This window comes from Micromonospora mirobrigensis, from assembly GCF_900091555.1.
GTDB lineage: Bacteria > Actinomycetota > Actinomycetes > Mycobacteriales > Micromonosporaceae > Micromonospora > Micromonospora mirobrigensis.
The window spans coordinates 838168-859450 of record NZ_FMCX01000001.1; the positions used below are offsets into that span (position 1 = coordinate 838168).

The window sequence follows — 21283 nt, forward strand, 5'->3', positions numbered from 1 at the left end:
TCGCGAGACTATCGGCCACGGCTCTGCCGCGGCGGGTGAGGACCGGAAGACGCGCCGCCCGGCGCCGGGGCGGCGCCGCCCGGACCGGCCCGCGCGGCGTCGGGGCGGGCCGCCTCCGGGTCGGGCGTACCGGCGCGGGGCAGGCCGTCGGTCGGGCTGGTCGCCGCCGCCGGCACGGTGATCTCGTCGTTGGCCGGCCGGGGCCGGGGCTCGGCCAGCCGCCAGGTGTCCCGGCCGGCCGCCTTCGCCGCGTAGAGCGCGTCGTCGGCGGCGTCGAGGACCCGCTGTCCGGTGGTGGCGTGGTCGGGGTAGACGGCGATCCCGATGGAGACGGTGACCCCCACCGGGACGGGCGTGCCGCCGTGCCCGTCGACCGGGATCGAGCTGTCCCGGACCACCGCGCCCAGCCGCTCCGCGACGATCGAGGCGCCGCGCGCGTCGGTCTCCGGCAGCAGCAGCACGAACTCCTCGCCGCCCTGCCGGAAGGCCAGGTCCACCTCGCGGATCTCGCCGCGGACCCGGCGGGCGAACTCGGCCAGCACGGTGTCCCCGGCGGTGTGCCCCCAGGTGTCGTTGACGTCCTTGAACCGGTCCAGGTCCAGCGCCAGGACGCTGAGCATCCGGCCGAACCGGCTGGCCCGCTCCACCTCCCGCCGGATCGACTCCCGCAGGTAGCGGTAGTTCCACAGCCCGGTCAGCGGGTCGGTCAGCGACAACCGCTGCGCCTCCTCGTGCACCCGGACGTTCTCCACCGCCACCGCCGCGTGCCCGGCGAAGGTCCGCAGGGTGACCAGGTCGTCGTCGTCGAACTCGTCCGCGCCGACCCGGTCGTAGAGGGCGAGCACCCCGAGGGCGGCGCCGGCCGCCGCGGCCTCCGCGCCGGGCCGGCCCACCGGGTCCGCCCCACCGCGGCCGGTCGGGTCCCCCACGCCGGGAGCGGCGAACGGCACCGCGATGTACGTCTCGCACCGCGGCTCCCCGGTCGGCGCCCCCGACGGATCCACCCGACCCCGCTGCGGCACCCCGGTCGCGGCGACCGCACCCACCACCCCGACGCCCACCGGCACCCGCAACGCGGCCGGCTCGACGTCACGGCACCGCCCGACCAGCCCCTCGGCGCACTGCCCGACCAGCACCCCCTCACCGTCGAGCAGCAACACCGCCCCGGCCCGGGCCCCGGTGGCGGCGATGGCGCTGTGCAGGATCACCCGCAGGATCCGCTCGAGGTCGTGCGTGCTGGCCAGGGTGTCCCCGAGCACCGCCAGGTGACCACGCAGCTGGTCCCGGCTGCTGGTCAGCGCCGCCACGTAGGTGCCGGTCTCCCGGGCCATCCGGTTGAACGCCCCGGCCAACCGGCCGATCTCGTCCCGGCTGCGCACGGGCACCCGGGCGGTCAGGTCGCCGCGGGCCACCCGGTCCACCGCCCCGGCCAGCTCCATCAGTGGCCGGGTGGTCACCCGGGCCAGCCGGCCGGCCGCGAGCACCGCCAGCAGCGCGGCGACCAGCACCGCGCCGGCGAGCGCGGCGTACAGGCCGGAGGGCCGCTCGCCGGGGACGGAGAGCACCAGCGGCAGCGGCTGGCCGTCGGCGGGGCCGGTCCGCCGGACGTACCGGCCGTCCGCGGTCTGCGTCACCGTCTCCCCGTGCGCCTGGCTGGCGGCGGCGAGCACCGCCTCGCGTACCCCGGCCGCCTCGGTGGTCTGCGCCAACCGGGCGGGCGCGCCGTCGAGCAGGGTGACCGCGGCGCCCGTGACGCCGGCGAGCCGGGCCACGAACGCCGGGTCGACCGCCTGGGCGGCGGCGACCGTGCCCAGCGCCGTACCGGCGGGGTCGCGCAGGTCGACCCGGGCGGTGAGCGCCCGGACCGGCCCGACCGCCGACCGGCCGGCCGCGCAGTCCCGCCAGGGGGTGGGCGGTGCCGCCGGGGTGGCGTACGTCGTCGCGCCGGTCACGTCGGCGATCACCACCGCGGCGGCGAGACCCCGGCCGACCACCTGCCCGGCGGCGGTGGCCCGGGCCGCCGCGTCGGCGTGCAGGGCGACCGCGTCGGCGGCGGCGCGCAGCTGCTGGCAGAGGGCGTCGACGGAGGTCCGGGCGGCCGCGGCGGCCAGGCCGAGCCGTTCGGTGGCGCGGCTGCGGTCCAGGGCGGTGACCGTCGAGCCGGCGAAGAAGGCGCCGAGCAGCACCGGGCCGAGCACCACCACGAGGAAGGCGGCGGTCAGTCGCCCGCGTAGCGTCACGCTTCCCCCCCGGAAGTTCCGCCCGACCCTGCGATGCTGACACAGAGCGACCGCCGGGCGAGCGTTGCGTCAGGAGTGTTGCGTGCCGGAATTTTCTGATGGAGCGGAACCGACCCACGAGGCGAAGCGCCGGGCCCGGGTGGAGCTGCTCGCCCGCCGCCGGCACCTGACGCCGGCCGACCGGAGCGTCGCCGCCGGGCGCGTCCAGGCCGAGCTCGCCGACCTGGTACGCCGACTGCGCCCGGCCCGGATCGCGGCGTACGTGCCGGTGGGCGCCGAGCCGGGCGGCCCGGACCTGCCGGCGGCCCTGCTGGCGGCCCTACCGCCCGGGGGCGAGCTGCTGCTGCCGGTGCTCCGCGACGACCTCGACCTGGACTGGGCGCGGTGCACCGACCCGGGCTCGCTGGTGGCGGCGGGACGCGGGCTGCGGGAGCCGGCCGGACCGCGGCTCGGCACCGGGGCGGTCGCCACCGCCGCGCTGGTGGTGGTGCCGGCGCTGGCCGTGGACGGGCGCGGCGTCCGGCTGGGCCGCGGCGGCGGCTCGTACGACCGGGCGCTGGCCCGGGTGCCGGCGGCCACGCTGACCGTGGCCCTGCTGCACGACGGCGAGCTGCTCGACGGGGTGCCCGGCGAGCCGCACGACCGTCCGGTCCGCGCGGTGGTCACGCCGTCGGGCGGGCTCCGTACCCTTGGCGCGGCTCCCGGTGTCGATCCCGGCACTTCCGCTGGACGAACCCGGGTCCCATGACGCACCATTGGCACTCGAATACTGCGAGTGCCAACCGGCCGATCCAGATCCGGAGGAAGACGTGCCCACGTACCAGTACGCCTGCACCGCGTGCGGCCACCAGCTCGAGGCGGTGCAGTCCTTCTCCGACGAGCCGCTGACCGAGTGCCCCGCGTGCGAGGGGCGGCTGCGCAAGGTCTTCAACTCCGTCGGCGTCGTCTTCAAGGGCTCCGGCTTCTACCGGACCGACTCCCGCTCCTCGGGCTCGGAGAGCAAGAGCAGCGGCCCGGGCGGCAGCACCAAGTCCGACTCGTCCTCGTCGTCCTCGTCGTCCGGTTCGTCGTCGAGCACCGGGGCCGGCGGCTCCGGCTCCTCCGGCGGTTCGGGCTCCGCGTCCGGCGGCTCCGGCTCGTCGGCCGGCGGTTCGGCGAGCAAGGCGCCGGCCGCCAGCGCCACCTCCTGACACTCCCACCGGGCTGAGCCCCGGTCGGTTGGCGCCGAGCCCGGCCCCGGCCGGGCTCCGCGCCGGCTGCGGCATACCGACCCCTCCGGACTCCGCGACATCCCGCACCCGGGCCTCTCCCCCGGGCGGCACCAACAGCGGGCGGACCGCTCCCGCGGTGAAACCCGCATAGCAGGTCGAGAGCCGCCGCGGGGGTTGTCCACAGGCACCCCCGTTGTCCACAGGCCGCCCGTCGACCCGGCCGCCGAGGGTCCGCCCGCGCCTAGCCTCTCCGGCAGGGCATCGACGGGCGGGAGGGTGGCATGGCGGACGACGCGGGTTCACTGCGGCCGGTACGCCGGCCCCGGCTGCCGCGGGGCAGCACCCTGCTGCGTGCCGGGCTGGTGGCGGCACTGCTCGGCCTCGCCGCGGCGGTCCTCCAGACCCCGGCCGGCTGCCCGCCGGGCTCCTCGGGGGCGACATCCTCCGCTCCCGGCGCGGCGGGCCAACCTTCCCGGGGCGCCGCACCGGATCGACCCGCCGGCTCCGCGAGCGCACCGGCCGGACCGCCCGGTGAGAGCGGCACGCAGGGTGGAGCGAGCCGACCGGGCGCGGAGGGCGGAGCGGACCGGCCGGGCGCAGGTGGTGGCGCGCTGCCGCTGCCGCCCGGCGCGGTCGGCGTACCCGTCCGGCTGGCCGAGCCGGCCGCCCTCGCCGTGCTCAGGCCGGGCGCCCGGGTCGACCTGCTGGTCGCGCCGGCCGGTGGCCGGCCCGGCGAGGCCGTGCTGCTCGCCTCGGAAGCCCAGGTCCTCGACGTGGTGGGCGCGGCGGCGCTGGACGGCTCCTCGGCGCTCTACCTGGCCCTCACCCCGGGTCAGGCACGGCGTGCGGTCGGCCAGCCGGAGGGCAGTCGCTTCGCCGTGGTGGTGCGCGGATGAGGGAGGGGCAGGGCCGTCAGTCCCAGTGCGGCGGTCGCTCGGCCAGCAACCAGTCGTCGTTGCCTCCGCCGCGTTCGCCCCAGCCCCGGTCGGTGTCGTCGGCCGTCTGCTCGGGCAGCACCACGAAGTCGTCGCTGAGGTCGACGGCGCGGTCGTCGTCGCCGCGCGCCTGCATGCCGGGGTCCTCGCTGCTCACGAGCGGCAAGACTAGTCCAGCAGGGGCCGCCACGACAGGTGGATCCGGGCGGTGTCACGACGGCGTTGGTAGCGTCGGACGGCGTGACGACCCCCAGCGGCGCCAGCCCCGACGACGACTACTGGCGGCGGCCGGATCCGGCCGGCCCGCCCGACTCCCCGGCGTCGGGCCGGCAGCGGTCCCCGGGTGACGGCACCTCGGGGGAGGACGCCGGAGGCGTGCCGGGCGGACCGGCCGCGGCCGGGTACACCGGCCCGCCGCCGACCAGCCCGCCGCCGCCCGGCTGGCGCCCGCCGGTGCACATCCAGGGGACGCCGCCACGCCGGCTGCCGCCCCAGGACATGGCCGCGCTCGACGCCGACGAACAGCGGGCCCAGCGGGTCACCTGGGGGATGGGCGCGGTGACCGGGGTGGTGCTGCTGGTGCTGCTCTGCCTGCTCTGCTCCCGGGCGTTCCTGCGCGGCTGACCGCCGAGCGACTGGCCCGACCGCCGGAGCCCCAGCGCCCGACCGCCGGGGCTCAGAGCGTGGTGCCCCAGACCGCCTGGGCGCCGGAGTCACCGGTCAGGTACGCGTAGACCAGCGCGAGGACGGCCAGCACGGCCACCACCACGATCAGCGCCGGCACCGCCCAGCGGGGCAGCCGCGGCACCCGGGGGTGGTTGCTGGTCAGCACCAGCAGCGCCAGCGCGGCGACGGCCAGCCCGACGGTGAACCAGAGCAGGTTCTCGCCGTACTCGGAGTGCTCGTGGATCTTCTCCAGCGCCTGGGCCGGGTAGCCCCGCTTCTCGAGCACCTCCTGGAAGGCCTCGCCGGACTCGGTGGCCACGAAGGCGAAGATCGGGGCGAGGACGGCCAGGGCGGCGACCGCCCAGCCGAGGCGGGACCGCCAGCGGGGCAGCACCCCGTAGGCGACGGCGAGCACCGCCAGCAGCGGGACCAGCACGACAACGGCATGGACGACCAGGATGTGACCTGGCAACCCGTTGATCTCCCTGAACACCGACACCTCCGGCAGTCGTCGCGCCTCGCGCGAAGATCAGCGTACGACGGGGGAAGCCCTGTCGCTCTCCGTCGATCCGTTACACGCCGGAACGGCTCGACCGGTTCACGCCGCGACGCGGCCGTGTGGTGGGGACCACGCGCCGGTCGGCTCGGTTGTCACCCCGGCGGGCGCGTGCTGTCATTGACCCATGTCAGGTGGTGAGGAACTGCTCCGGTCGAGGGGCCTACGGGTCACCCGGCCGCGCCTCGCCGTCCTCGACGTGCTGTCCGGCGGGGGCCACCTGGAGGTCGAGGAGATCACCCGGCAGGTCCGGGAGCGCCTCGACTCGGTCTCCACCCAGGCGGTCTACGACGTGCTCGGCGCCCTCTCCCGGGCCGGCCTGTCCCGGCGCATCGAGCCGGCCGGCAGCCCCGCCCGCTACGAGGCGCGGGCCGGCGACAACCACCACCACGTGGTCTGCCGGGGTTGCGGCGAGATCGCCGACGTGGACTGCGCCGTCGGCGCCGCGCCCTGTCTCGACCCGTCCAGCGCGGACGGCTTCGAGGTCGACGAGGCGGAAGTGACCTTCTGGGGGCTCTGCCCCGGCTGCCAGGCCCGGCGCTCGGCCGACGAGTGACGCGGGGCGGACCGGCCGTCGGCGTGGCACTCTTGGTCGGTGGACTCCGATGACCTCGGCCTGTTCGGTCCCGGTTCGGTCACGTGGAAGCTGCACGAGGAACCGATCCTGATCGTCGCCGGCCTCCGCTCGCTCTATCTCCAGGCGTTGCACCCGCGGGCGATGGCCGGGGTGGCGCAGAACAGCAACTACCGCCGGGACGCCTGGGGACGACTGGTCCGCACCGCCACCTACGTGGGAACCACCGTCTACGGCACCACCGCCGAGGCGGAGGAGGCCGGCCGCCGGCTGCGTACGCTGCACTCGCGGTTGCGCGCCACCGACCCGTTCACCGGTGAGGAGTTCCGGATCGACCAACCCGACCTGCTGCGCTGGGTGCACGTCACCGAGGTCGAGTCGTTCCTGAGCACCGCCCGGCGGGCCGGGCTGGCCCTCACCGACGCCGAGGTGGACCGCTACTACACCGAGCAGCGCCGCTCCGCCGCCCTGGTCGGGCTGGACCCGCAGGACGTGCCGGGCACCGCCGCCGAGGTGGACGACTACTACCGCCGGGTCCGGCCGGAGCTGCGGATGACGAAGGAGGCGGCGGAGACGGCGCTCTTCCTCACCGCCCCGCCGATCCCGTGGAAGCTGAGCCGGCCGGTCCGGCTCGGCCTGCACCTGGGGCCGCCCCGGTGGGCGTACCTCGGGATCGCCGGCACCGCGCTGGGCCTGCTGCCGGCCTGGGCCCGCCGGATGTACGGCGGCCTGGGCCTGCCCACCACCGCGCTCTCGGCCGACCTGAGCGTCCGCGCCCTCCGGCTGGCCCTGGCGGCGGTCCCTCGCCGCTACCGCGAGGGTCCCCTGCAACAGGCCGCCAAGGCCCGCGCCGCCCACGCCACCGCCGCCTGATCCCCCGGTTCCGGGCGGGTCAGGGGGTGGGGCGGTCGACGGCGGCCCAGGGCTCCTTGGCGGGGGTCTGGGCGCCGGTGGGGCAGGTACGGCGGTAGTCGCACCAGCCGCAGCGGGGGCCCGGGTTGGTGGGGAAGGCGTCGTCGGGGTCGGCGTCGTCGGTGACCGAGCGTTCGGCGGCGATGATGTCCCGGGCGGTCGCCTCGGCCCGGTCGAGTTGCCGGGCCAGCGAGTCGACCGTGTGCTCGTGGGCGGCGACGGTGCCGGTGGGCAGGTGGTGCAGCTCGACCCGGCGGCAGGGCCGGCGGAACGTCCGCTCGGCCGCGTACGCGTAGAGCGCCAGCGCCTGGGAGCCCCGGGCGTCGTCGGCGTCCAGCCCGGTCCGGCCGGTCTTGTAGTCGACGATCACCAGCTCGGGCCCGTCCGGCCCGGGGCGGGAGTCGATCCGGTCGGTCCGGCCGTTGAAGGCGAGCACCGAGGTGCGGACCGCCACCACCCGTTCGACGCCGAGCGGTTCGTCCGTCGGGTCGAGGGCGGCCACGTACGACTCGAGCCAGGCCAGGGCGCGTTGGTACGCGGAGCGCTCCTGCTCGTCGTCGCGGTAGCCCTCGCGTACCCAGGTGCCGCGCAGCAGGGCGGGCAGCGCCTCCGGCCGGCGCCGCTCGGCGGGCAGCGCGTACCAGTTCTTCAGGGCGGTGTGCACGCTGGCGCCGAGGGAGTTGTGCGCCCACGGCGGCCCCTTGGGCGGGGCCGGCCGGTCGACGTAGGAGTAGCGGTAGCGGCGCGGGCAGTCCTCGTACGCGCCGAGCTTGCTCGGGGTGCAGACGAAGAGCCGCTCGGGCATGCCCGCGAAGCCGAGCTGCTCGGGCTGGTCGGCCGCGCGGGGACGGGGAGCCCGGCCACCGGTGCCGGGGCGACCGGCTGGGGAGGATCGTCGCACGCCAGCGATCCTGCCACCCCGGTACGACAGCCGCCGGCGGGGCCCGCCGCGGTCAGGCCATCCGGATGTACTGGGTGACGAAGGCGGCGACGGCGTCCGCGATGAGCTGGACCGCGATCGCGGCGAGCAGCAGGCCGGCGATCCGGGTGAGCACCTCGATGCCGCCGGGCCGGAGGATCTTGACGATGCCGCCGGAGAAGCGCAGCACGATCCAGACCGCCACCATCACGGCCACGATGGCGGCGGCGATGGCCGAGAAGTCGCCGAACCCCTGGGCCTGCTGGACGAAGAGCATCGTGGCGACGATCGCGCCGGGGCCGGCCAGCAGCGGGGTGCCGAGCGGCACCAGCGCGATGTTCGAGGTGACCTGCTGACTGGGGTCGTCCGCCTTGCCGGTGAGCAGCTCCAGGGCGACCAGCACCAGCAGCAGACCACCGGCGGCCTGCAACGCGGGCAGGTCCACGTGCAGGTACGCCAGGAGCGTCTGCCCGGCGACCGCGAAGATCACGATCACGCCGAGCGCCAGCGCCACCGCCTGCCAGGCGGCCCGGTTCCGGTCGCGCGCGGGCAGCGGCCCGGTGAGCGCGAGGAAGATGGGCATCATGCCCGGCGGGTCGGTGATGACCAGCAGGGTCACGAAGACCTCGCCGAAGAGCTTGAGATCCACCCGGACACGGTAGCCGCGCGGGCGCGGCGGGATCAGGTCGAAATGACCGGGGTCACCCCGGCGGCCTCCGCGACGATCCGCTCGTACGCCCACGGCGTGGTGGTGTGCGCGCCCAACCGGACGGTCTTGTGACTGCCGTGGAAGTCCGACGAGCCGGTGACCAGCAGGCCCAACTCGGCGGCGAGCCCGCGGACGTGCGCCCGCTCGGCCGGCGTGTGGTCCTCGTGGTCGGCCTCCAGTCCGGCGAGGCCGACGGCCGCCAGGTCGGCGATCAACTCGTCGGGGACGATCCGGCCGCGTCGGGAGGCCCGCGGGTGGGCGAAGACCGGCACCCCGCCGGCCGCCCGGACCAGGGCCACCGCCCGGAACACGTCGATGTCCTCCTTGGGCAGCCGGTACCGCTCCCCCAGCCAGTCCGGGCCGAACGCCTCGGTGGTGGTGGCGACCAGGCCGGCGCGGATCAGCGCCGCGGCGATGTGCGGGCGACCCACCGTCCCGCCGGCCGCGCCGGCGAGGATCTCCGACCAGCTCACGTCGATCCCGTCGGCCTGGAGCAGCCGGACGATCCGCTCGCCCCGCTCCCGTCGGGCCTGCCGCACCCGGGCCAGCTCGGCGACCAGTTCCGGTTCCGCCGGGTCGAACAGGTACGCCAGCAGGTGCAGCGGCAGGGCCGGCTCCGCACCGTGCCACCGGCAGGAGAGTTCCGCGCCGCGGACCAGGGACAGGCCGGGTGGCAACGCCCGGACCGCCGCGTCCCAACCGGCCGTGGTGTCGTGGTCGGTGAGCGCGACGACGTCCAGTCCCGCGTCGGCGGCGGCGCGTACCAGCTCGGCGGGGGTGAGGGTGCCGTCGCTGGCGGTCGAGTGCGCGTGCAGGTCGATCCGGGCGCCGGCCGGCACGGTGGGCGGGGTCATCGCCCGACGCTACCGGGACCACCGGCGGCCCGCGGGGTCAGGCTCAGCGGGCGGATCCGGTCACCACCACCGGTCGGTCACCGGGGGCCACCCCGGTGACCGGGTCGCCGGTGGCCACCTCACCGGCGAGCACCCGGTCGACCCGGACCCGGACCAGCTCACCCGCTCCGTCGACGTAGACGGCGGCGGTGGGCGACACCCAGGACGCCTCGGCGGTCAGCGGCGGGCCGGCGGGGCGGACGGCCGCCGCGCCCAGGCCGGTCAGGTCGACCAGGAGCGCCCGGTCGTCGCCGTCACCCGCCGCCCGGCCGTTGAGCAGCAGCCAGCGACCGTCGGGGGAGACCACGCCCCGGCCGTCGTCGCTGATCTCGACGGCGCAGTCGGTGTGGATCGGGGCGAGGGCGCGGGCCGCGTCCAGCAGCGCCAGGCAGGCCCGTCGGGTCTGGCCGGAGCGGACCTGGGCGACCAGTTGCCCGCCGGGCCGGGCCCCGTAGACGGCGGTGGTGGCGTGGTTGGTGCCGGGCGGCACCGGGCCGGCGCCGGGCCGCCAGAGCGCGTACCCGGGTCGGAGCGCGTCGGGGCGGACCACCACCGTCGCCCCCAGGAAACCGGTGGGGACCGCGCGGGCGGGCGCCGGAACGCGGACCGTCGCCACCAGTTGACCGCCGACGACCCCGGCGGCCACCAGTTCCCGGCCGTCGCGCCAGGCGACCTGCCGCCCGTCGGGCGAGAGGGCGATCGCCCGCGCGCCGGCCAGCAGCACCCGGGGCGCCGTCCCGGGCCGCACCGACCAGAGCGTGCGGCCGGCCAGCGTCTCAGGGCCGACCAGCAGCCAGCCGTCGGCGCCCGCCACCCGCTGGGCCCGCTCCACCGGCCCGACGCCGGTGAGGTCGACCCGCTGGCCGTTGGTGGAGGTCAGCGTGGTGCCGACGACCAGGTCGACCTCGGCGCGGACCGGTCCGCCGGTGGGCGGGTCGACGGGACCGGGGGGTGCTCCGGTGGCGTCCGGGTCGACCACCACCACGACCGGCCCGGCCGTCCCGCCGGTCGGGCCGCCGAACTGGCCGAGGGCGGCGGTGGCGAGCGCGGTGGCCACGGCGGCCGCCGCGGTGCCGGCGGCCACCCGCCGGCGACGGGCCCGGCCGGCCCGGCGGACGATCCGGTCGGCGGGGTCGGCGAGCACCGGGGCCGGCCGCATGTCCACCTGCCGGGAGAGCATCTCCCGCAGCGCCCGCTCCAGCTCGTCCTGCCCCACGGCGTTAGAACGCTCCGGCCGGCCCGTCCGGTTGTCGGCCGGCGGACGGACGGCGCTCACCGGGTCTCCCGGCCGGAGGCGGCGGTCGACGTGCCACCGGCCAGCGCCGCGGCCCGGGCCGGCCCGCCCGGCGCGGCCGACCGGGTGGCCGGCGGCGGGACCGGCGCGGTGGGCGGGGCGGCGGCCGGCCGGGCGGGTCGGGGCGTGGGCCGCTCGGGGGTACGCGGGGTCGGCCGCGTCCCGGCGGCCGGCTCCCGCTCGGCCAGCTCGGCGGCGGCGGCCTCGCCGAGGCGGCGGCGCAGCGTGCCCAGGGCCCGGGAGGTCTGGCTCTTGACGGTGCCCGGGGAGATCTCCAGCAGGGCGGCGGTCTGCGCCTCGGAGAGGTCCTCGTAGAAGCGCAGCACCAGCACCGCCCGTTGGCGGGCCGGCAGGGCGCTCAGGTGCCGCCAGAGGACGTCCCGGTCGAGCTGCTGCTCGATCTCGTCGGTCCCGGCCAGCTCGGGCAGCACCTCGGTCGGACGTTCACCGTGCCAGCGCCGCCGCCACCAGCTGGTCGACGTGTTGACCATGACCCGGCGGGCGTACGGCTCGATCGCCTCGATCCCGCCGAGCCGCTTCCATGCCAGGTAGGTCTTGGTGAGCGCGGTCTGGAGCAGGTCCTCGGCGGTGGCCCAGTCCCCGGCGAGCAGGTACGCCGTGCGCAGCAGGGCGGCGGAGCGCGCCGCGACGAACTCGCGGAACTCCTCCTCCAGGGGATCCCTGGCAGCCACCGGTACCTCCTCGCCCCGTCCTGCCTGGCAGGCTGCCATGGCCGGGCGGGTCGGGTCGAGGGCAAAAGGTGCGAGCTTCCGCCGATGTTCGGTCGGAAAGTTTCACGCCCCGTCGTCGGCCTTCGCCTCGTCCGCCTCCTTGCCCAACCGCGCCTCGACCGCCTGCGGCTCGTACATCTCCTCGACGACGCGCAGGTAGAGCTCGTTGGGGTTGGGCAGATTCTTGATCTCGCGCAGTGCCTGTTCCTGGCCGGCGGACTCCAGCACGAACGTGCCGTAGTTGAGCGCGCGACCGGTCGGGGTCTGCTCGTACTTCATGTCGGTGACCCGGACCAGCGGCATCATCGCGACCCGGCGGGTCACGATGCCGTTGACGACCATCACCCGCTTGTTGGTCAGGATGAACCGGTCGTACCACCAGTCGGCGACGCGCCAGGCGACCCAGCCCATCACCGCGAACCAGAGCAGCACCGCGATGGTGGTGAGCGCCCCGACGTCCCGGCCGGCGAGGAAGCCGGAGAGGTAGCCGAGGACGAAGGTCGCGGCGATGCCGATCAGCAGCGGGGTGGAGAGGTGGATCCAGTGCCGCTTCCACTCGCCCCGGTAGCGCTCGGTGGGGAAGAGGTAGCGGGCCACCAGCGAGCTGGGCTCGTCCTCGAGGGGCAGCACCCGGCGGGGACCGAGCGGCATGCCGGAGGCGTCCACCCGCAGGCCGGAAAGCTCCTCCTCGGAGATGACCGGCGGCTCGTCCGGATCACGCGCCCAGGACCGTCCCTCGCCGGCGTAGCCCGGACCGGGACCGAAGCCGATGTCGTCCGAAAGGGAGGGACCGTCGGACAACCCCGCACCGGACCCGTAGCCCGGCCCGTCGTCGGGCCGGTGCCGCGGGATCGGTTCGGTGTCCCGGCGGGCCCAGTCGGGGTCGTCGGGATCGAAGGGCGGACCGGAGGGGCTTCCCATCGGCGGCTAGGCGACGAGACTGGTGAAGAAGTCGCCGAAGCCCTGAGCGATGTCCATGATGCCGCCCCCGAGGGACTTGAACACATCCGCCGCCGAGTTGGGCCGATAGGCGACGAAGAAGATCAAGAAAGCGATTCCGGCCCAGGTGAGGACCTTCTTGACCATGGCGGGCCATCCTCTCGCGCGGCGCCGGGTCCGTTTACCGCAGCGGCACCCAGAGTATCAGGATCGTGTCGTAGAGTGAATATCTGCGCACCGGTCCCCAACTCGCCCGGCCTGGCCGTCAGGCCTGACCGTGCAGGTACGGAGATGGTGCGCCGTACACGAGTTCGGGCGGAGTCCACTCGGCGAGGTCGTGCAGCACGACTTCTTCCGCGAGGAGGTGACCCGCACTCGCCGGCCAGGCTATCGCATGGAGCCACATTCCCCGAGCCTCGCCGGCGTACGCACTTCGATCTGTCGAAGAATTGACCAACCACAGTGGAGTCGGATGGCCGGCGACCCGGATCTTGGCGTGTGCCACCCGCTCCGGATGACCCCGGCCGGGCTCGGCCAACGCCTCGGCCAACTCCGGTCCGGGATCCGGACCGGGCACCCCGGCGAAGCGGTTGCCCAGACCGACGCCCGGCTCCTCGGCGACGAGGACCAGATCGGCCGGACCGCCGCCGAGCGGGGCCGGGCCGGCGAGGGCCACGGCCGTGGCCCGCACCTCCGCGTTCTCGTCGCCGGCCCAGGCCACCCCGGTCATGGTCCAGCCCGGCGGCAGCGGCCAGGGACACCACAGCGGTGGCCGGGGACCGCCGTCCGACCCGCCGGCGAGCCGCTCCACCACGCTGGTCACGATCTCCGCGTTGATGTGCTCGGGGACGTGCAGCGGGGCCACCGGTCCGCACCGCGGGCAGCGCGAGCCGCTGTTCATCAGGTCGGGCGGCCGGACCGTCCCACCGCACCGGGGACAACTCGTCGTGACACTCACCACTCCACCGTCACCCCGGGCCGCCGGCACGTCAAGCCGGGCGCGCCCGGGACACCCGGTCGGGCCGGGTCAGGCGGGCGGTGGGCCGGCGTACGCGCGGATCCAGGCGTGCATGGCGATGCCGCTGGCCACTCCGGCGTTGATCGACCGGGTGGAGCCGTACTGGGCGATCGAGAAGAGCTCGGCGCAGGCTGCCCGGGCCGGTTCGGACAGTCCCGGTCCCTCCTGGCCGAAGAGCAGCACGCACCGCCGGGGCAGGGTGCCGCTCTCCAGCGGCTTCGAGCCCGGGAGGTTGTCGATGCCGACCACCGGCAGCCGCTCCCCGGCCGCCCAGTCGACGAACTCCTCGATCGTCGGGTGGTGCCGCACGTGCTGGTAGCGGTCGGTCACCATCGCCCCGCGCCGGTTCCACCGCCGCCGGCCGACGACGTGCACCTCGGCGGCGAGGAAGGCGTTCGCGTTGCGCACCACCGTGCCGATGTTGAAGTCGTGCTGCCAGTTCTCGATCGCCACGTGGAAGTCGTGCCGGCGCAGGTCCAGGTCGGCCACCACGGCCTCGCGCCGCCAGTAGCGGTACCGGTCGACGACGTTGCGCCGGTCGCCGTCGGCGAGCAGCTCCGGGTCGTACCGCGGGTCGTCCGGCGGGTCGCCGGGCCACGGCCCCACACCCACGTCGAGCTGGTCGTCGGTCACGGTTTCCAGAGCGTACGGCCCGGACGGCCGGTGCCGGCGCGGGGGCTCAGCGCAGGCCCAGCGCCACGCCGAGCCGGTCGAGGAAGCGCCGGTCGGCGGGGCTGGGCACCGCGCCTGCGGCCCGGCAGACCCGGGCGGCCACGGACTCCACCCACTGCCGGTAGGCCGCCGAGTCGGCCGGGTCGGCCCGGCGGGTGAGCACGCGTACGGTCGCCCGGCAGGCGGCGAGCAGGTCCACCACGTCGGTGAGCCGGGCGGTCGGCGGCTGGGCCCCGTCGTGGCGGGCGTAGATGGCGGCGACCACGGCCCGGACCAGGTCGCTGTCGAAGGCCCGGCCGGCGGCGACGGCGTCCAGGCCGGCGAGGCCGGCGGTGACTCCCCGGTGGGGGCGGCCGGGGCCGGGCGCGGCGGCGGCCACCAGCACCCGTCCGGGCAGGCTGGTCAGCAACTCCCACTCGGCGGCGGAGTAGACGGCGGTGGTCAGCGGTGCGGCACGGCGACCGGCAGAGGGCGGCTCTCCGGCGAGGGAGTGGCTCATGGCAACCTCCGGCGTCAGCATATGCCCGCAGATCGCGAAAAGGGCCCCGTCCCCGCCGGAACGTGGCGGAACCGGGGCCCTCCCGACGTGGGGTACGGCGTCAGCGCGGCTCGGGGAAGCTGGGCCGCTCGGGGTCGACGCCCTCGGCGACGGCCGCGGCGGCGTACTCCCGCTTGGGGACCATCACCTTGCGGCGGAAGACGCAGACCAGCGTGCCGTCCTGGTTGTAGCCGCGGGTCTCGACGGCCACCACGCCGCGGTCGGGCTTGGAGGCCGACTCGCGCTTGTCCAGCACGGTGGTCTCGCCGTAGATCGTGTCGCCGTGGAAGGTCGGCGCGACGTGCCGCAGGGACTCGATCTCCAGGTTCGCGATCGCCTTGCCGCTCACGTCCGGTACGGACATGCCCAGGAGCAGGGAGTAGATGTAGTTGCCCACCACGACGTTGCGCTTGAACTGGCTCGCCGACTCGGCGTAGTGCGCGTCCATGTGCAGCGGGTGGTGGTTCATGGTGAGCAGGCAGAAGAGGTGGTCGTCGTACTCGGTGACCGTCTTGCCGGGCCAGTGCCGGTAGACCGCGCCGACCTCGAACTCCTCGTAGTAGCGGCCGAACTGCATCCTTGTCCCCTTCGACGGGCGGCGATGGAGTTCGGCACAGCATGCACTACCGGTCGGCGGGTCGACGCCGGGGTCGGGGGCCGTGCGGAAAAGTCACACCGGGGAAAACCGGGGGAGACGCAATGAGCGGCGGGGCCCTCCCCGGCACCCGCCGCCCACGCTCTGATGTCGAAGATTCTGCCGTACGGGCGGACGGCACCGACAGAGACCGACATCACATTTATCTTTTTGTAACACTACCCTCCGTTGCTTGATCTTGTCGGCTGAGCGATCTCTGCAGGTCGGATCAGCCCTTGTCAAGCCCGAAGTTACCGATTCGTAGCCGGATCCCCGGCAGATCTCCTTGGAAACGCTCCCATCACATCTGGTCACGCAAGTGCGTCATGCACTTGCGGACGGCAGGGAGCCAAGGCACCGAAGATCCTGAATGTCCGACGGTCCGGGCCGCACCCGCCGGGCCGGCGTTTCGCCACTCCCGCACCGGGAATTCCCAGAGACCGGACCTGGTTCCACGGGACGTAGGTGATACGCGGTGATCGGAGATTGCAATGGCTACCGTTGAGCTGACCACGGCCAACTTCGACGAGGTGACCGAGGGCGGGGGCATCGTCCTGGTCGACTTCTGGGCCGACTGGTGCGGCCCGTGCAAGCGGTTCGCCCCGGTCTACGAGCGTTCCTCGGAGAAGCACCCGGAGATCGTCTTCGGCAAGGTCGACACCGAGGCCCAGCAGGCGCTCGGCGCGAAGTTCGACATCCGCTCGATCCCCACGATCATGGCGATCCGGGACGGCGTGATCGTCTTCGCGCAGCCGGGCGCCCTGCCCGAGTCGGCCCTGGAGAACCTGATCGAGCAGGTCGAAGCGCTCGACATGGACGACGTACGCAAGAAGCTGGCCGACCACAGCCACTGATCGACCCGCAACACCCGGCGCCGGCCGGACCCCTGGCAGGGGTCCGGCCGGCGCCGTTTCCGCGCGGCCGACCACCTCGGCGTCTGCCGACACGGGCAGCGACGAATGGACGAGGGCAGGACCCTTTCCGGCCGTTCTTCCCGTATCGTCACGAGCCGATGGAGACCTTGACCAGCGGCGGTCGCCGGGTGCGGCTGGGCGCCACCACGCTCTGCCTGGCCCTGCTGCTGGCCGGCACCCTGTGGGGGTCCGACGACGACTTCCCGTTAGGCCCGTTCCGGATGTACGCGACCAGCAACCCACCGAACGAGCCCGCCCCCGACACCCGGGTGGAGGGCGTCGACCGGACCGGGCGGGTGATCGAGCTGGACCAGGCCGCCACCGGCATCCGGCGGGCCGAGATCGAGGGGCAGCAGAACCGCTACACGGCCGACCCGACGCTGCTGCGCCAGGTCGCCGACGCGTACGCCGAGCGGCACCCGGACGCCCCGCCGCTGGCCGAGGTACGCATCGTGATCCGCTGGCACGGGATCCACGACGGCCGCCCGACCGGTCGGCACACCGACCAGACGGTGGCCAGCTGGGAGGTCCGGTGAGCCGCATCGGCCGCTGGCTGACCGAGCCGGTCCCACTCGGCCGGGTCGCCGCCTTCCGTACCCTGATCCACCTCTTCGTCGTCGCCGACCTGCTGGTCTTCACCCCCTGGGTACGCAGCCGCGCCGACGTGCCCGGCGACCTCTACCGGCCGCTGCTCGTCGGCCGCCTGCTGCACCTGCCCACCCCGACCACCGCCGGGGTCACCGCCGTCTTCTGGGCGCTGCTGACGCTCAGCCTGCTCGCCGCCACCGGCCGCGCCCCCCGACTGCTCGGCTGGACGGTCTTCGCGCTCTACTTCGAGTGGATGCTCATCGCGATGAGCTACGGCAAGGTCGACCACGACCGGGTCGGCCTGCTGGTGGCGCTGGCCGCGCTGGCGACCGTCGGCCGGGCCCGGCACGGCGACCCGACCCGCAGCGAGGCCGGCGGCTGGGCCCTGCGGGTCACCCAGATCGCCGTCATCTGCACGTACTTCCTCGCGGCCTGGGCGAAGCTGCGCTTCGGCGGGATCGACTGGGTCACCGGCTCGGTGCTCGCCCGGGCGATCATCCGGCGCGGCACCGACCTCGCCGACCTGATCGCCCAGGTGCCCTACCTGCTGATCGTCGCCCAGTTCGGGATCGTGGCGTTCGAGCTGCTCAGCCCGGTGGTCTTCCTGCTGCCCGAACGCTGGCGGCTGGCCATGGTCGGCTTCTTCTACTCGTTCCACGCCGTCACCATGGCGACCATCACCATCTCGTTCGCCCCGCACCTGGCGGCGATGACCAGCTTCCTGCCGCTGGAGCGGGTCCGCCCGCTGACCTGGCTGCGGCGACCGGCCGGCGCCGAGCCTCCCGACGGGCGTGAGCCCGAGCCTCCCGTCGGCGACGACCCGGGGCGGCTCGTCGGGCCGGTGCCCGCCGCCGACCCGGCCGGCTGACGGCTCAGGAGTCGGCGGGCCGGCCGGTCGGGCCGTACAACCGCTCCCTGGCCTCCTGCGGCAGCGAGCAGGCCGCGGTCCCGCCGGGCAGGCGGTGCCGGTTGCGGGCCACCCAGCGGTACGCGGGCCAGGCCGCCGCCCGGACCGGCGGGAACCGCAGCCCCAGGCCGGCGGCCCGCCACACCGGGGCGCTGTCGTCGAGCAGCCGGGCGATGGCGTCCGGACCGGCGGCGCGGGAGCCGTCCGCGCCGACCCACTGCACCGCCTCCTCGCACTCCGCCTCGGTCAGGCCGAGCGCGTCGAGGTCGGCGAACTGCCAGGGCAGCACCCGGGCACCGGTGGGGATGCGGCGCTCGATGAACTCGGCGCAGCGGCTGCAGAAGGCGCAGTCGCCGTCGTAGACGAAGGTCGACGTCTCCATGCCCCCAATCCTCCACCCACCGCCCGCGCCGCGGGGGCAGGTGTCCGGCGCGTCACTTGCGCGGCGCTCGTACACGTGTTCGAATAGTGGCCATGCGCTGGGAGAACCTCTCCGCTCCCCCGGACGAGGGGCATCCCGACGGGTCAGCGCCAGCGACGCCACCCCTGCCGCTGGCGCTGCCCGGCGCCGTCGCGCGCACCTTCGACACCCCCGGCTTCGCCGGGATGACCTTCTACGAGGTACGCGCCAAGTCGATCATCAACCGGGTGCCGGGCGAGTCGCACGTCCCGTTCCAGTGGACGATCAACCCGTACCGTGGATGCAGTCATGCCTGCTCCTACTGCTACGCGAGAAATACTCACACCTATCTCGACCTGGATGCCGGGGACGACTTCGACCGGAAGGTGATCGTCAAGGTCAACGCCGGTGAGCTGGTCCGCCGCGAGCTGGCCGCTCCGCGCTGGCGGGGCGCGCACGTCGCGATGGGCACCAACGTGGACTGCTACCAGCGCGCCGAGGGGCGCTACCGGCTCATGCCGCCGATCATCGAGGCGCTGCGCGACTTCGCCAACCCGTTCTCGATCCTCACCAAGGGCACCCTGATCCTGCGGGACCTGCCGTTGCTGCGCCACGCCGCCGAGGTGACCCGGGTCGGGCTCTCCTTCTCGGTGGGCTTCGTCGACGAGGCGCTCTGGCGGTCCGTCGAGCCGGGCACCCCCAGCCCTCGACGCCGGCTCGACGCCGTCCGCACCCTGGTCGACGCGGGCTTCGAGGTGGGGGTGCTGATGGCCCCGATCCTGCCCGGGCTCAGCGACCACGACGAGTCGATCGATGCAACCGTCTCGGCGGTCGCGGCGGCCGGCGCGGCCAGCGTGACGCCCCTGGCGTTGCACCTGCGCCCCGGCGCCCGCGAGTGGTACGCGCAGTGGCTGGCCCGGGAGTTTCCCCACCTGGTCCCCCGCTACCGCGAGCTCTACCGCGCCGGGGCGTACGCGCCGCAGGCGTACCAGCGGGAGCTGACCGCGCGGGTGCGGATCGCGGCCCGCCGGCACGGCCTGCACCGGGGCGAGGTCGGCGACAACCGCCGCCTCCCCGAGCCGGCGCCCACGCCCGCACCGGCGGAGCAGCTCACCCTGCTGTGACGGGGTGATCCGTCTACTGTGGCCGCCATGGCGGAGAGCATGGTCGCGGCGCGGTGGCGGCAGCGGGTCCGGATGGTGGTCGCCCTCCTGCTCGGCGTGGCCGCCGCCCTGCTGGCCCGCTGGGCGGACGGCCGGGCTGGCCTGAGCGGCCTGGCCGATCTGCTGCGTGCGAGCTGCACGCTGGTGCTGGCCGGCCTGCTGTTCTGGATCCAGCGCCGGCCCGCGCACGGCGAACTGCGGCTCGACGAGCCGGCGCGGACCTACTACGTGCCGCCGCGCGCCGGCGTCAGCTCCGTGCCGCTGTGGACGGGATTCTCGGCGTACGCGGCCGTCGACATCGCGCTCGACACCGGGCACGAACGGTGGAGGTTGGGACTGGCGGCCTTCTCCGGGCTCGTCGCCGTGGGGACGGTGCTGCTCGGTTGGCGCCGGGCACCCGGCGTGGAACTGACCCCGGACGGCGTCACCCACCGGCACCTGGAACGGGAGGTCTTCGTGCCGTGGGCGGCGCTGGACCCGGTCGGGCGGGTCGGGTCGGGTCGCGGGTTCGGTGCGATCTCGCTGCCGGTCCAGCGGCCGGAACTGCTCCGGGGCAGCGGCTGGGGGCGGAACCGGGAGCAGGTCGCCACCACCGAGCTGGACCTGGCGCCGACGCGGCTGGCGGCGGTGCTGCGCCACTACGTGACGCATCCCGAGGATCGGGCGGCCATCGGCACGCGGGAGGAGCTGGCCCGGCTGCGGCAGCTCCTCGGCGACCCGGCCTGACGCACGGGCGGGGCCCGGACGGCGGGGTTACGCTCGGCCGATGCGTACCGCTCGTCAGATCCTCACCGAGTCCGCCGTGATCGCCGTCGTGGGCGCGTCCCGCGACCCGGGCAAGGCCGCGCACCGGGTGCCGCTGGAGATGCAGCGCCACGGCTGGCGGATCATCCCGGTCAACCCGACGGTCGACGCACTCTTCGGCGAGCGGGCGTACCCGACGTTGGCGGACATCCCGCACCCGGTGGACCTGGTGGACGTGTTCCGGCCTGCAGCGGACGCCGTCGACGTGGTCCGGCAGGCGGTGGCGATCGGCGCGCCCGCGGTCTGGCTGCAACTGGGCATCGTCTCGGCCGAGGCGCGGCGGATCGCGGAGGAGGCCGGCATCGACTACGTGGAGGACCGCTGCCTGATCGTCGAGCGCGCCGCTGGCGGGCTGACCCGGCTCGGCTGAGCCGGCGATCGGGCGGTCAGCCGGCCGGGCCGAAGATCAGGTCGAGCTGGGCGTCGAGCGCGGTGAGCGCGGTCTGCGCCGAGTAGTGCCCACCGAGGACGTAGACGCCGAGCCCCTCCATCGCCGCCAGCAGCCCCGCCGCAGCAGGCTCCGGCTCCACCCGCCGGTCCGCCGCGCCGGTCACCTGGGCGGACCGGATCTGGTCGGCGACGAACGCCAGCATCGCCGCGGTGTCCTGGTGGAGGGCGGCGGCGACCGTCGGGCGGACGGCGGTGTAGGCGAGGAACGCCAGGGCGACCCGGCCGTCGGCACTGCGGGCGGGGTCGAGGGGTAGCAGCTCGGCCAGCATGGTGCGCAGCAGCGTACGCGGGGACGGGTCGTCGCCGAGTGCCGCGACGGCCGCTGCCACCCGGGCCGCGCCGTGCTCGCGGACCACCGAGAGGGCGAAGACCATCATCTCGTCCTTGGAGCGGAAGTAGTGCTGCACCATGCCTGAGGTGACGCCCGCCTCGGCGGCCACGTGTCGCAGGCTGACCGCTTCCAACCCGTGCTCCGCCGCCACCCGCATCAGGGCGCCGGCGATCAGATCGCGTCGCTCCCGGTGGTCCACCCGCTTCGGCATGCCCTCGATGTTGTCACATTGCAACTGTATTGACACGCAACCTCCGACGTTTTACATTACGACTGCAATGCAAC

28 protein-coding genes are annotated in these 21283 nt (G+C 75.0%); 12 read left to right on the plus strand and 16 right to left on the minus strand.

Annotation, left to right across the window (positions count from 1 at the left end):
- Positions 1-8: 8 nt before the first annotated feature.
- A complete protein-coding gene (locus GA0070564_RS03945; protein ID WP_176730535.1) occupies positions 9-2240 on the minus strand; it encodes a GGDEF domain-containing protein in 2232 nt (743 codons plus the stop codon).
- 82 nt (positions 2241-2322) lie between these two features.
- Here GA0070564_RS03945 and GA0070564_RS03950 point away from each other — a divergent pair, with 82 nt between their 5' ends.
- The 3 genes from GA0070564_RS03950 (at position 2323) to GA0070564_RS29725 (ending at position 4347) form a co-directional block, all read left to right on the plus strand.
- The gene (locus GA0070564_RS03950) at positions 2323-2988 is read left to right on the plus strand and encodes a 5-formyltetrahydrofolate cyclo-ligase (RefSeq protein ID WP_091602558.1); all 666 of its coding nucleotides are present in this window, start codon (positions 2323-2325) and stop codon (positions 2986-2988) included.
- A gap of 61 nt (positions 2989-3049) precedes the next feature.
- Complete coding sequence (locus tag GA0070564_RS03955) at positions 3050-3430, plus strand: FmdB family zinc ribbon protein (protein ID WP_091602561.1); 381 nt, start codon at positions 3050-3052, stop codon at positions 3428-3430.
- A gap of 302 nt (positions 3431-3732) precedes the next feature.
- Positions 3733-4347, plus strand: coding sequence for a flagellar biosynthesis protein FlgA (locus tag GA0070564_RS29725; protein ID WP_245669804.1), 615 nt, complete (start codon positions 3733-3735; stop codon positions 4345-4347).
- A 16-nt stretch (positions 4348-4363) separates the two neighbouring features.
- On the opposite strand, the gene GA0070564_RS03965 is transcribed toward GA0070564_RS29725, so the two are convergent.
- Complete coding sequence (locus GA0070564_RS03965) at positions 4364-4543, minus strand: hypothetical protein (RefSeq protein ID WP_091602564.1); 180 nt, start codon at positions 4541-4543, stop codon at positions 4364-4366.
- An 83-nt stretch (positions 4544-4626) separates the two neighbouring features.
- On the opposite strand from GA0070564_RS03965, the gene GA0070564_RS03970 reads away from it, so the two are divergent.
- Positions 4627-5010 (plus strand): hypothetical protein, encoded by a 384-nt coding sequence (locus tag GA0070564_RS03970; protein WP_091602567.1) that lies wholly within the window; start codon positions 4627-4629, stop codon positions 5008-5010.
- A 52-nt stretch (positions 5011-5062) separates the two neighbouring features.
- Here the strand turns inward: GA0070564_RS03970 and GA0070564_RS03975 are convergent, their stop codons facing one another.
- A complete protein-coding gene (locus GA0070564_RS03975) occupies positions 5063-5545 on the minus strand; it encodes a DUF2231 domain-containing protein (RefSeq protein WP_091604530.1) in 483 nt (160 codons plus the stop codon).
- Between the two features lie 190 nt (positions 5546-5735).
- Here GA0070564_RS03975 and GA0070564_RS03980 point away from each other — a divergent pair, with 190 nt between their 5' ends.
- Together GA0070564_RS03980 and GA0070564_RS03985 are read left to right on the plus strand one after the other, a co-directional pair.
- A complete protein-coding gene (locus tag GA0070564_RS03980; RefSeq protein ID WP_091602570.1) occupies positions 5736-6164 on the plus strand; it encodes a Fur family transcriptional regulator in 429 nt (142 codons plus the stop codon).
- 39 nt (positions 6165-6203) lie between these two features.
- Positions 6204-7055, plus strand: coding sequence for an oxygenase MpaB family protein (locus GA0070564_RS03985; RefSeq protein WP_091602573.1), 852 nt, complete (start codon positions 6204-6206; stop codon positions 7053-7055).
- Positions 7056-7074: 19 nt separating this feature from the next.
- Here the strand turns inward: GA0070564_RS03985 and GA0070564_RS03990 are convergent, their stop codons facing one another.
- The 11 genes from GA0070564_RS03990 to GA0070564_RS04035 form a co-directional block, all read right to left on the minus strand.
- On the minus strand, positions 7075-7899 hold the full coding sequence (locus GA0070564_RS03990; RefSeq protein ID WP_425412421.1) for a RecB family exonuclease: 825 nt from the start codon (positions 7897-7899) through the stop codon (positions 7075-7077).
- Positions 7900-8047: 148 nt separating this feature from the next.
- Entirely contained in the window at positions 8048-8662 is a 615-nt protein-coding gene (locus GA0070564_RS03995) for a MarC family protein (RefSeq protein WP_091602579.1), read from the minus strand.
- A 32-nt stretch (positions 8663-8694) separates the two neighbouring features.
- Complete coding sequence (locus GA0070564_RS04000; RefSeq protein WP_091602582.1) at positions 8695-9576, minus strand: PHP domain-containing protein; 882 nt, start codon at positions 9574-9576, stop codon at positions 8695-8697.
- A 43-nt stretch (positions 9577-9619) separates the two neighbouring features.
- A complete protein-coding gene (locus tag GA0070564_RS04005) occupies positions 9620-10891 on the minus strand; it encodes a hypothetical protein (RefSeq protein ID WP_091602585.1) in 1272 nt (423 codons plus the stop codon).
- Positions 10888-11601 carry a SigE family RNA polymerase sigma factor gene (locus GA0070564_RS04010; RefSeq protein WP_245669805.1) on the minus strand — a complete coding sequence of 238 codons (714 nt, stop codon included), beginning with the start codon at positions 11599-11601 and terminating at the stop codon, positions 10888-10890. Before GA0070564_RS04010 ends, GA0070564_RS04005 begins: the two co-directional genes overlap by 4 nt.
- A gap of 102 nt (positions 11602-11703) precedes the next feature.
- Positions 11704-12561 (minus strand): PH domain-containing protein, encoded by an 858-nt coding sequence (locus GA0070564_RS04015; RefSeq protein WP_091602588.1) that lies wholly within the window; start codon positions 12559-12561, stop codon positions 11704-11706.
- Positions 12562-12567: 6 nt separating this feature from the next.
- The gene (locus GA0070564_RS29145; protein ID WP_007455302.1) at positions 12568-12726 is read right to left on the minus strand and encodes a hypothetical protein; all 159 of its coding nucleotides are present in this window, start codon (positions 12724-12726) and stop codon (positions 12568-12570) included.
- A 118-nt stretch (positions 12727-12844) separates the two neighbouring features.
- Entirely contained in the window at positions 12845-13567 is a 723-nt protein-coding gene (locus GA0070564_RS04020; protein WP_342672528.1) for a DUF6758 family protein, read from the minus strand.
- Positions 13568-13606: 39 nt separating this feature from the next.
- Positions 13607-14230, minus strand: a complete 624-nt coding sequence (locus tag GA0070564_RS04025; RefSeq protein ID WP_091602594.1) for a TrmH family RNA methyltransferase — start codon at positions 14228-14230, stop codon at positions 13607-13609.
- 46 nt (positions 14231-14276) lie between these two features.
- Positions 14277-14789, minus strand: coding sequence for a hypothetical protein (locus GA0070564_RS04030; RefSeq protein WP_176730536.1), 513 nt, complete (start codon positions 14787-14789; stop codon positions 14277-14279).
- Positions 14790-14868: 79 nt separating this feature from the next.
- Positions 14869-15384: a MaoC family dehydratase gene (locus GA0070564_RS04035; protein WP_088969668.1), complete on the minus strand. Its 516-nt coding sequence runs from the start codon at positions 15382-15384 to the stop codon at positions 14869-14871.
- A gap of 548 nt (positions 15385-15932) precedes the next feature.
- On the opposite strand from GA0070564_RS04035, the gene trxA reads away from it, so the two are divergent.
- The 3 genes from trxA (at position 15933) to GA0070564_RS04050 (ending at position 17811) form a co-directional block, all read left to right on the plus strand.
- Entirely contained in the window at positions 15933-16295 is a 363-nt protein-coding gene (gene trxA / locus GA0070564_RS04040) for a thioredoxin (RefSeq protein ID WP_091602599.1), read from the plus strand.
- A 158-nt stretch (positions 16296-16453) separates the two neighbouring features.
- The gene (locus GA0070564_RS04045) at positions 16454-16891 is read left to right on the plus strand and encodes a hypothetical protein (protein ID WP_091602602.1); all 438 of its coding nucleotides are present in this window, start codon (positions 16454-16456) and stop codon (positions 16889-16891) included.
- Between the two features lie 5 nt (positions 16892-16896).
- The gene (locus GA0070564_RS04050; RefSeq protein WP_141714714.1) at positions 16897-17811 is read left to right on the plus strand and encodes an HTTM domain-containing protein; all 915 of its coding nucleotides are present in this window, start codon (positions 16897-16899) and stop codon (positions 17809-17811) included.
- 4 nt (positions 17812-17815) lie between these two features.
- On the opposite strand, the gene GA0070564_RS04055 is transcribed toward GA0070564_RS04050, so the two are convergent.
- Positions 17816-18232 carry a thiol-disulfide oxidoreductase DCC family protein gene (locus tag GA0070564_RS04055; RefSeq protein ID WP_091602605.1) on the minus strand — a complete coding sequence of 139 codons (417 nt, stop codon included), beginning with the start codon at positions 18230-18232 and terminating at the stop codon, positions 17816-17818.
- Positions 18233-18324: 92 nt separating this feature from the next.
- Here GA0070564_RS04055 and GA0070564_RS04060 point away from each other — a divergent pair, with 92 nt between their 5' ends.
- Genes GA0070564_RS04060 through GA0070564_RS04070 form a run of 3 tightly spaced genes read left to right on the plus strand, consistent with a single transcriptional unit; the run spans position 18325 to position 20587 of the window.
- Positions 18325-19374: an Rv2578c family radical SAM protein gene (locus GA0070564_RS04060; RefSeq protein ID WP_091602608.1), complete on the plus strand. Its 1050-nt coding sequence runs from the start codon at positions 18325-18327 to the stop codon at positions 19372-19374.
- 27 nt (positions 19375-19401) lie between these two features.
- Entirely contained in the window at positions 19402-20139 is a 738-nt protein-coding gene (locus GA0070564_RS04065) for a hypothetical protein (RefSeq protein WP_091602611.1), read from the plus strand.
- A gap of 40 nt (positions 20140-20179) precedes the next feature.
- Complete coding sequence (locus GA0070564_RS04070) at positions 20180-20587, plus strand: CoA-binding protein (RefSeq protein WP_091602613.1); 408 nt, start codon at positions 20180-20182, stop codon at positions 20585-20587.
- 16 nt (positions 20588-20603) lie between these two features.
- Here the strand turns inward: GA0070564_RS04070 and GA0070564_RS04075 are convergent, their stop codons facing one another.
- Positions 20604-21209, minus strand: a complete 606-nt coding sequence (locus tag GA0070564_RS04075) for a TetR/AcrR family transcriptional regulator (protein ID WP_091602616.1) — start codon at positions 21207-21209, stop codon at positions 20604-20606.
- Positions 21210-21283 lie beyond the last annotated feature (74 nt).

What these genes read in the sequence shown, in the direction of transcription:
- GA0070564_RS29725 (WP_245669804.1), top strand. Translation starts at nt 3,733, where the DNA reads ATGGCGGACGACGCGGGTTCACTGCGGCCGGTACGCCGGCCCCGGCTG.
- GA0070564_RS03980 (WP_091602570.1), top strand. Translation starts at nt 5,736, where the DNA reads ATGTCAGGTGGTGAGGAACTGCTCCGGTCGAGGGGCCTACGGGTCACC.
- GA0070564_RS03990 (WP_425412421.1), bottom strand. Translation starts at nt 7,899, where the DNA reads ATGCCCGAGCGGCTCTTCGTCTGCACCCCGAGCAAGCTCGGCGCGTAC.
- GA0070564_RS04000 (WP_091602582.1), bottom strand. Translation starts at nt 9,576, where the DNA reads ATGACCCCGCCCACCGTGCCGGCCGGCGCCCGGATCGACCTGCACGCG.
- GA0070564_RS04015 (WP_091602588.1), bottom strand. Translation starts at nt 12,561, where the DNA reads ATGGGAAGCCCCTCCGGTCCGCCCTTCGATCCCGACGACCCCGACTGG.
- GA0070564_RS29145 (WP_007455302.1), bottom strand. Translation starts at nt 12,726, where the DNA reads ATGGTCAAGAAGGTCCTCACCTGGGCCGGAATCGCTTTCTTGATCTTC.
- GA0070564_RS04030 (WP_176730536.1), bottom strand. Translation starts at nt 14,789, where the DNA reads ATGCTGACGCCGGAGGTTGCCATGAGCCACTCCCTCGCCGGAGAGCCG.
- GA0070564_RS04035 (WP_088969668.1), bottom strand. Translation starts at nt 15,384, where the DNA reads ATGCAGTTCGGCCGCTACTACGAGGAGTTCGAGGTCGGCGCGGTCTAC.
- trxA (WP_091602599.1), top strand. Translation starts at nt 15,933, where the DNA reads ATGGCTACCGTTGAGCTGACCACGGCCAACTTCGACGAGGTGACCGAG.
- GA0070564_RS04045 (WP_091602602.1), top strand. Translation starts at nt 16,454, where the DNA reads ATGGAGACCTTGACCAGCGGCGGTCGCCGGGTGCGGCTGGGCGCCACC.
- GA0070564_RS04055 (WP_091602605.1), bottom strand. Translation starts at nt 18,232, where the DNA reads ATGGAGACGTCGACCTTCGTCTACGACGGCGACTGCGCCTTCTGCAGC.
- GA0070564_RS04060 (WP_091602608.1), top strand. Translation starts at nt 18,325, where the DNA reads ATGCGCTGGGAGAACCTCTCCGCTCCCCCGGACGAGGGGCATCCCGAC.
- GA0070564_RS04065 (WP_091602611.1), top strand. Translation starts at nt 19,402, where the DNA reads ATGGCGGAGAGCATGGTCGCGGCGCGGTGGCGGCAGCGGGTCCGGATG.
- GA0070564_RS04070 (WP_091602613.1), top strand. Translation starts at nt 20,180, where the DNA reads ATGCGTACCGCTCGTCAGATCCTCACCGAGTCCGCCGTGATCGCCGTC.
- GA0070564_RS04075 (WP_091602616.1), bottom strand. Translation starts at nt 21,209, where the DNA reads ATGCCGAAGCGGGTGGACCACCGGGAGCGACGCGATCTGATCGCCGGC.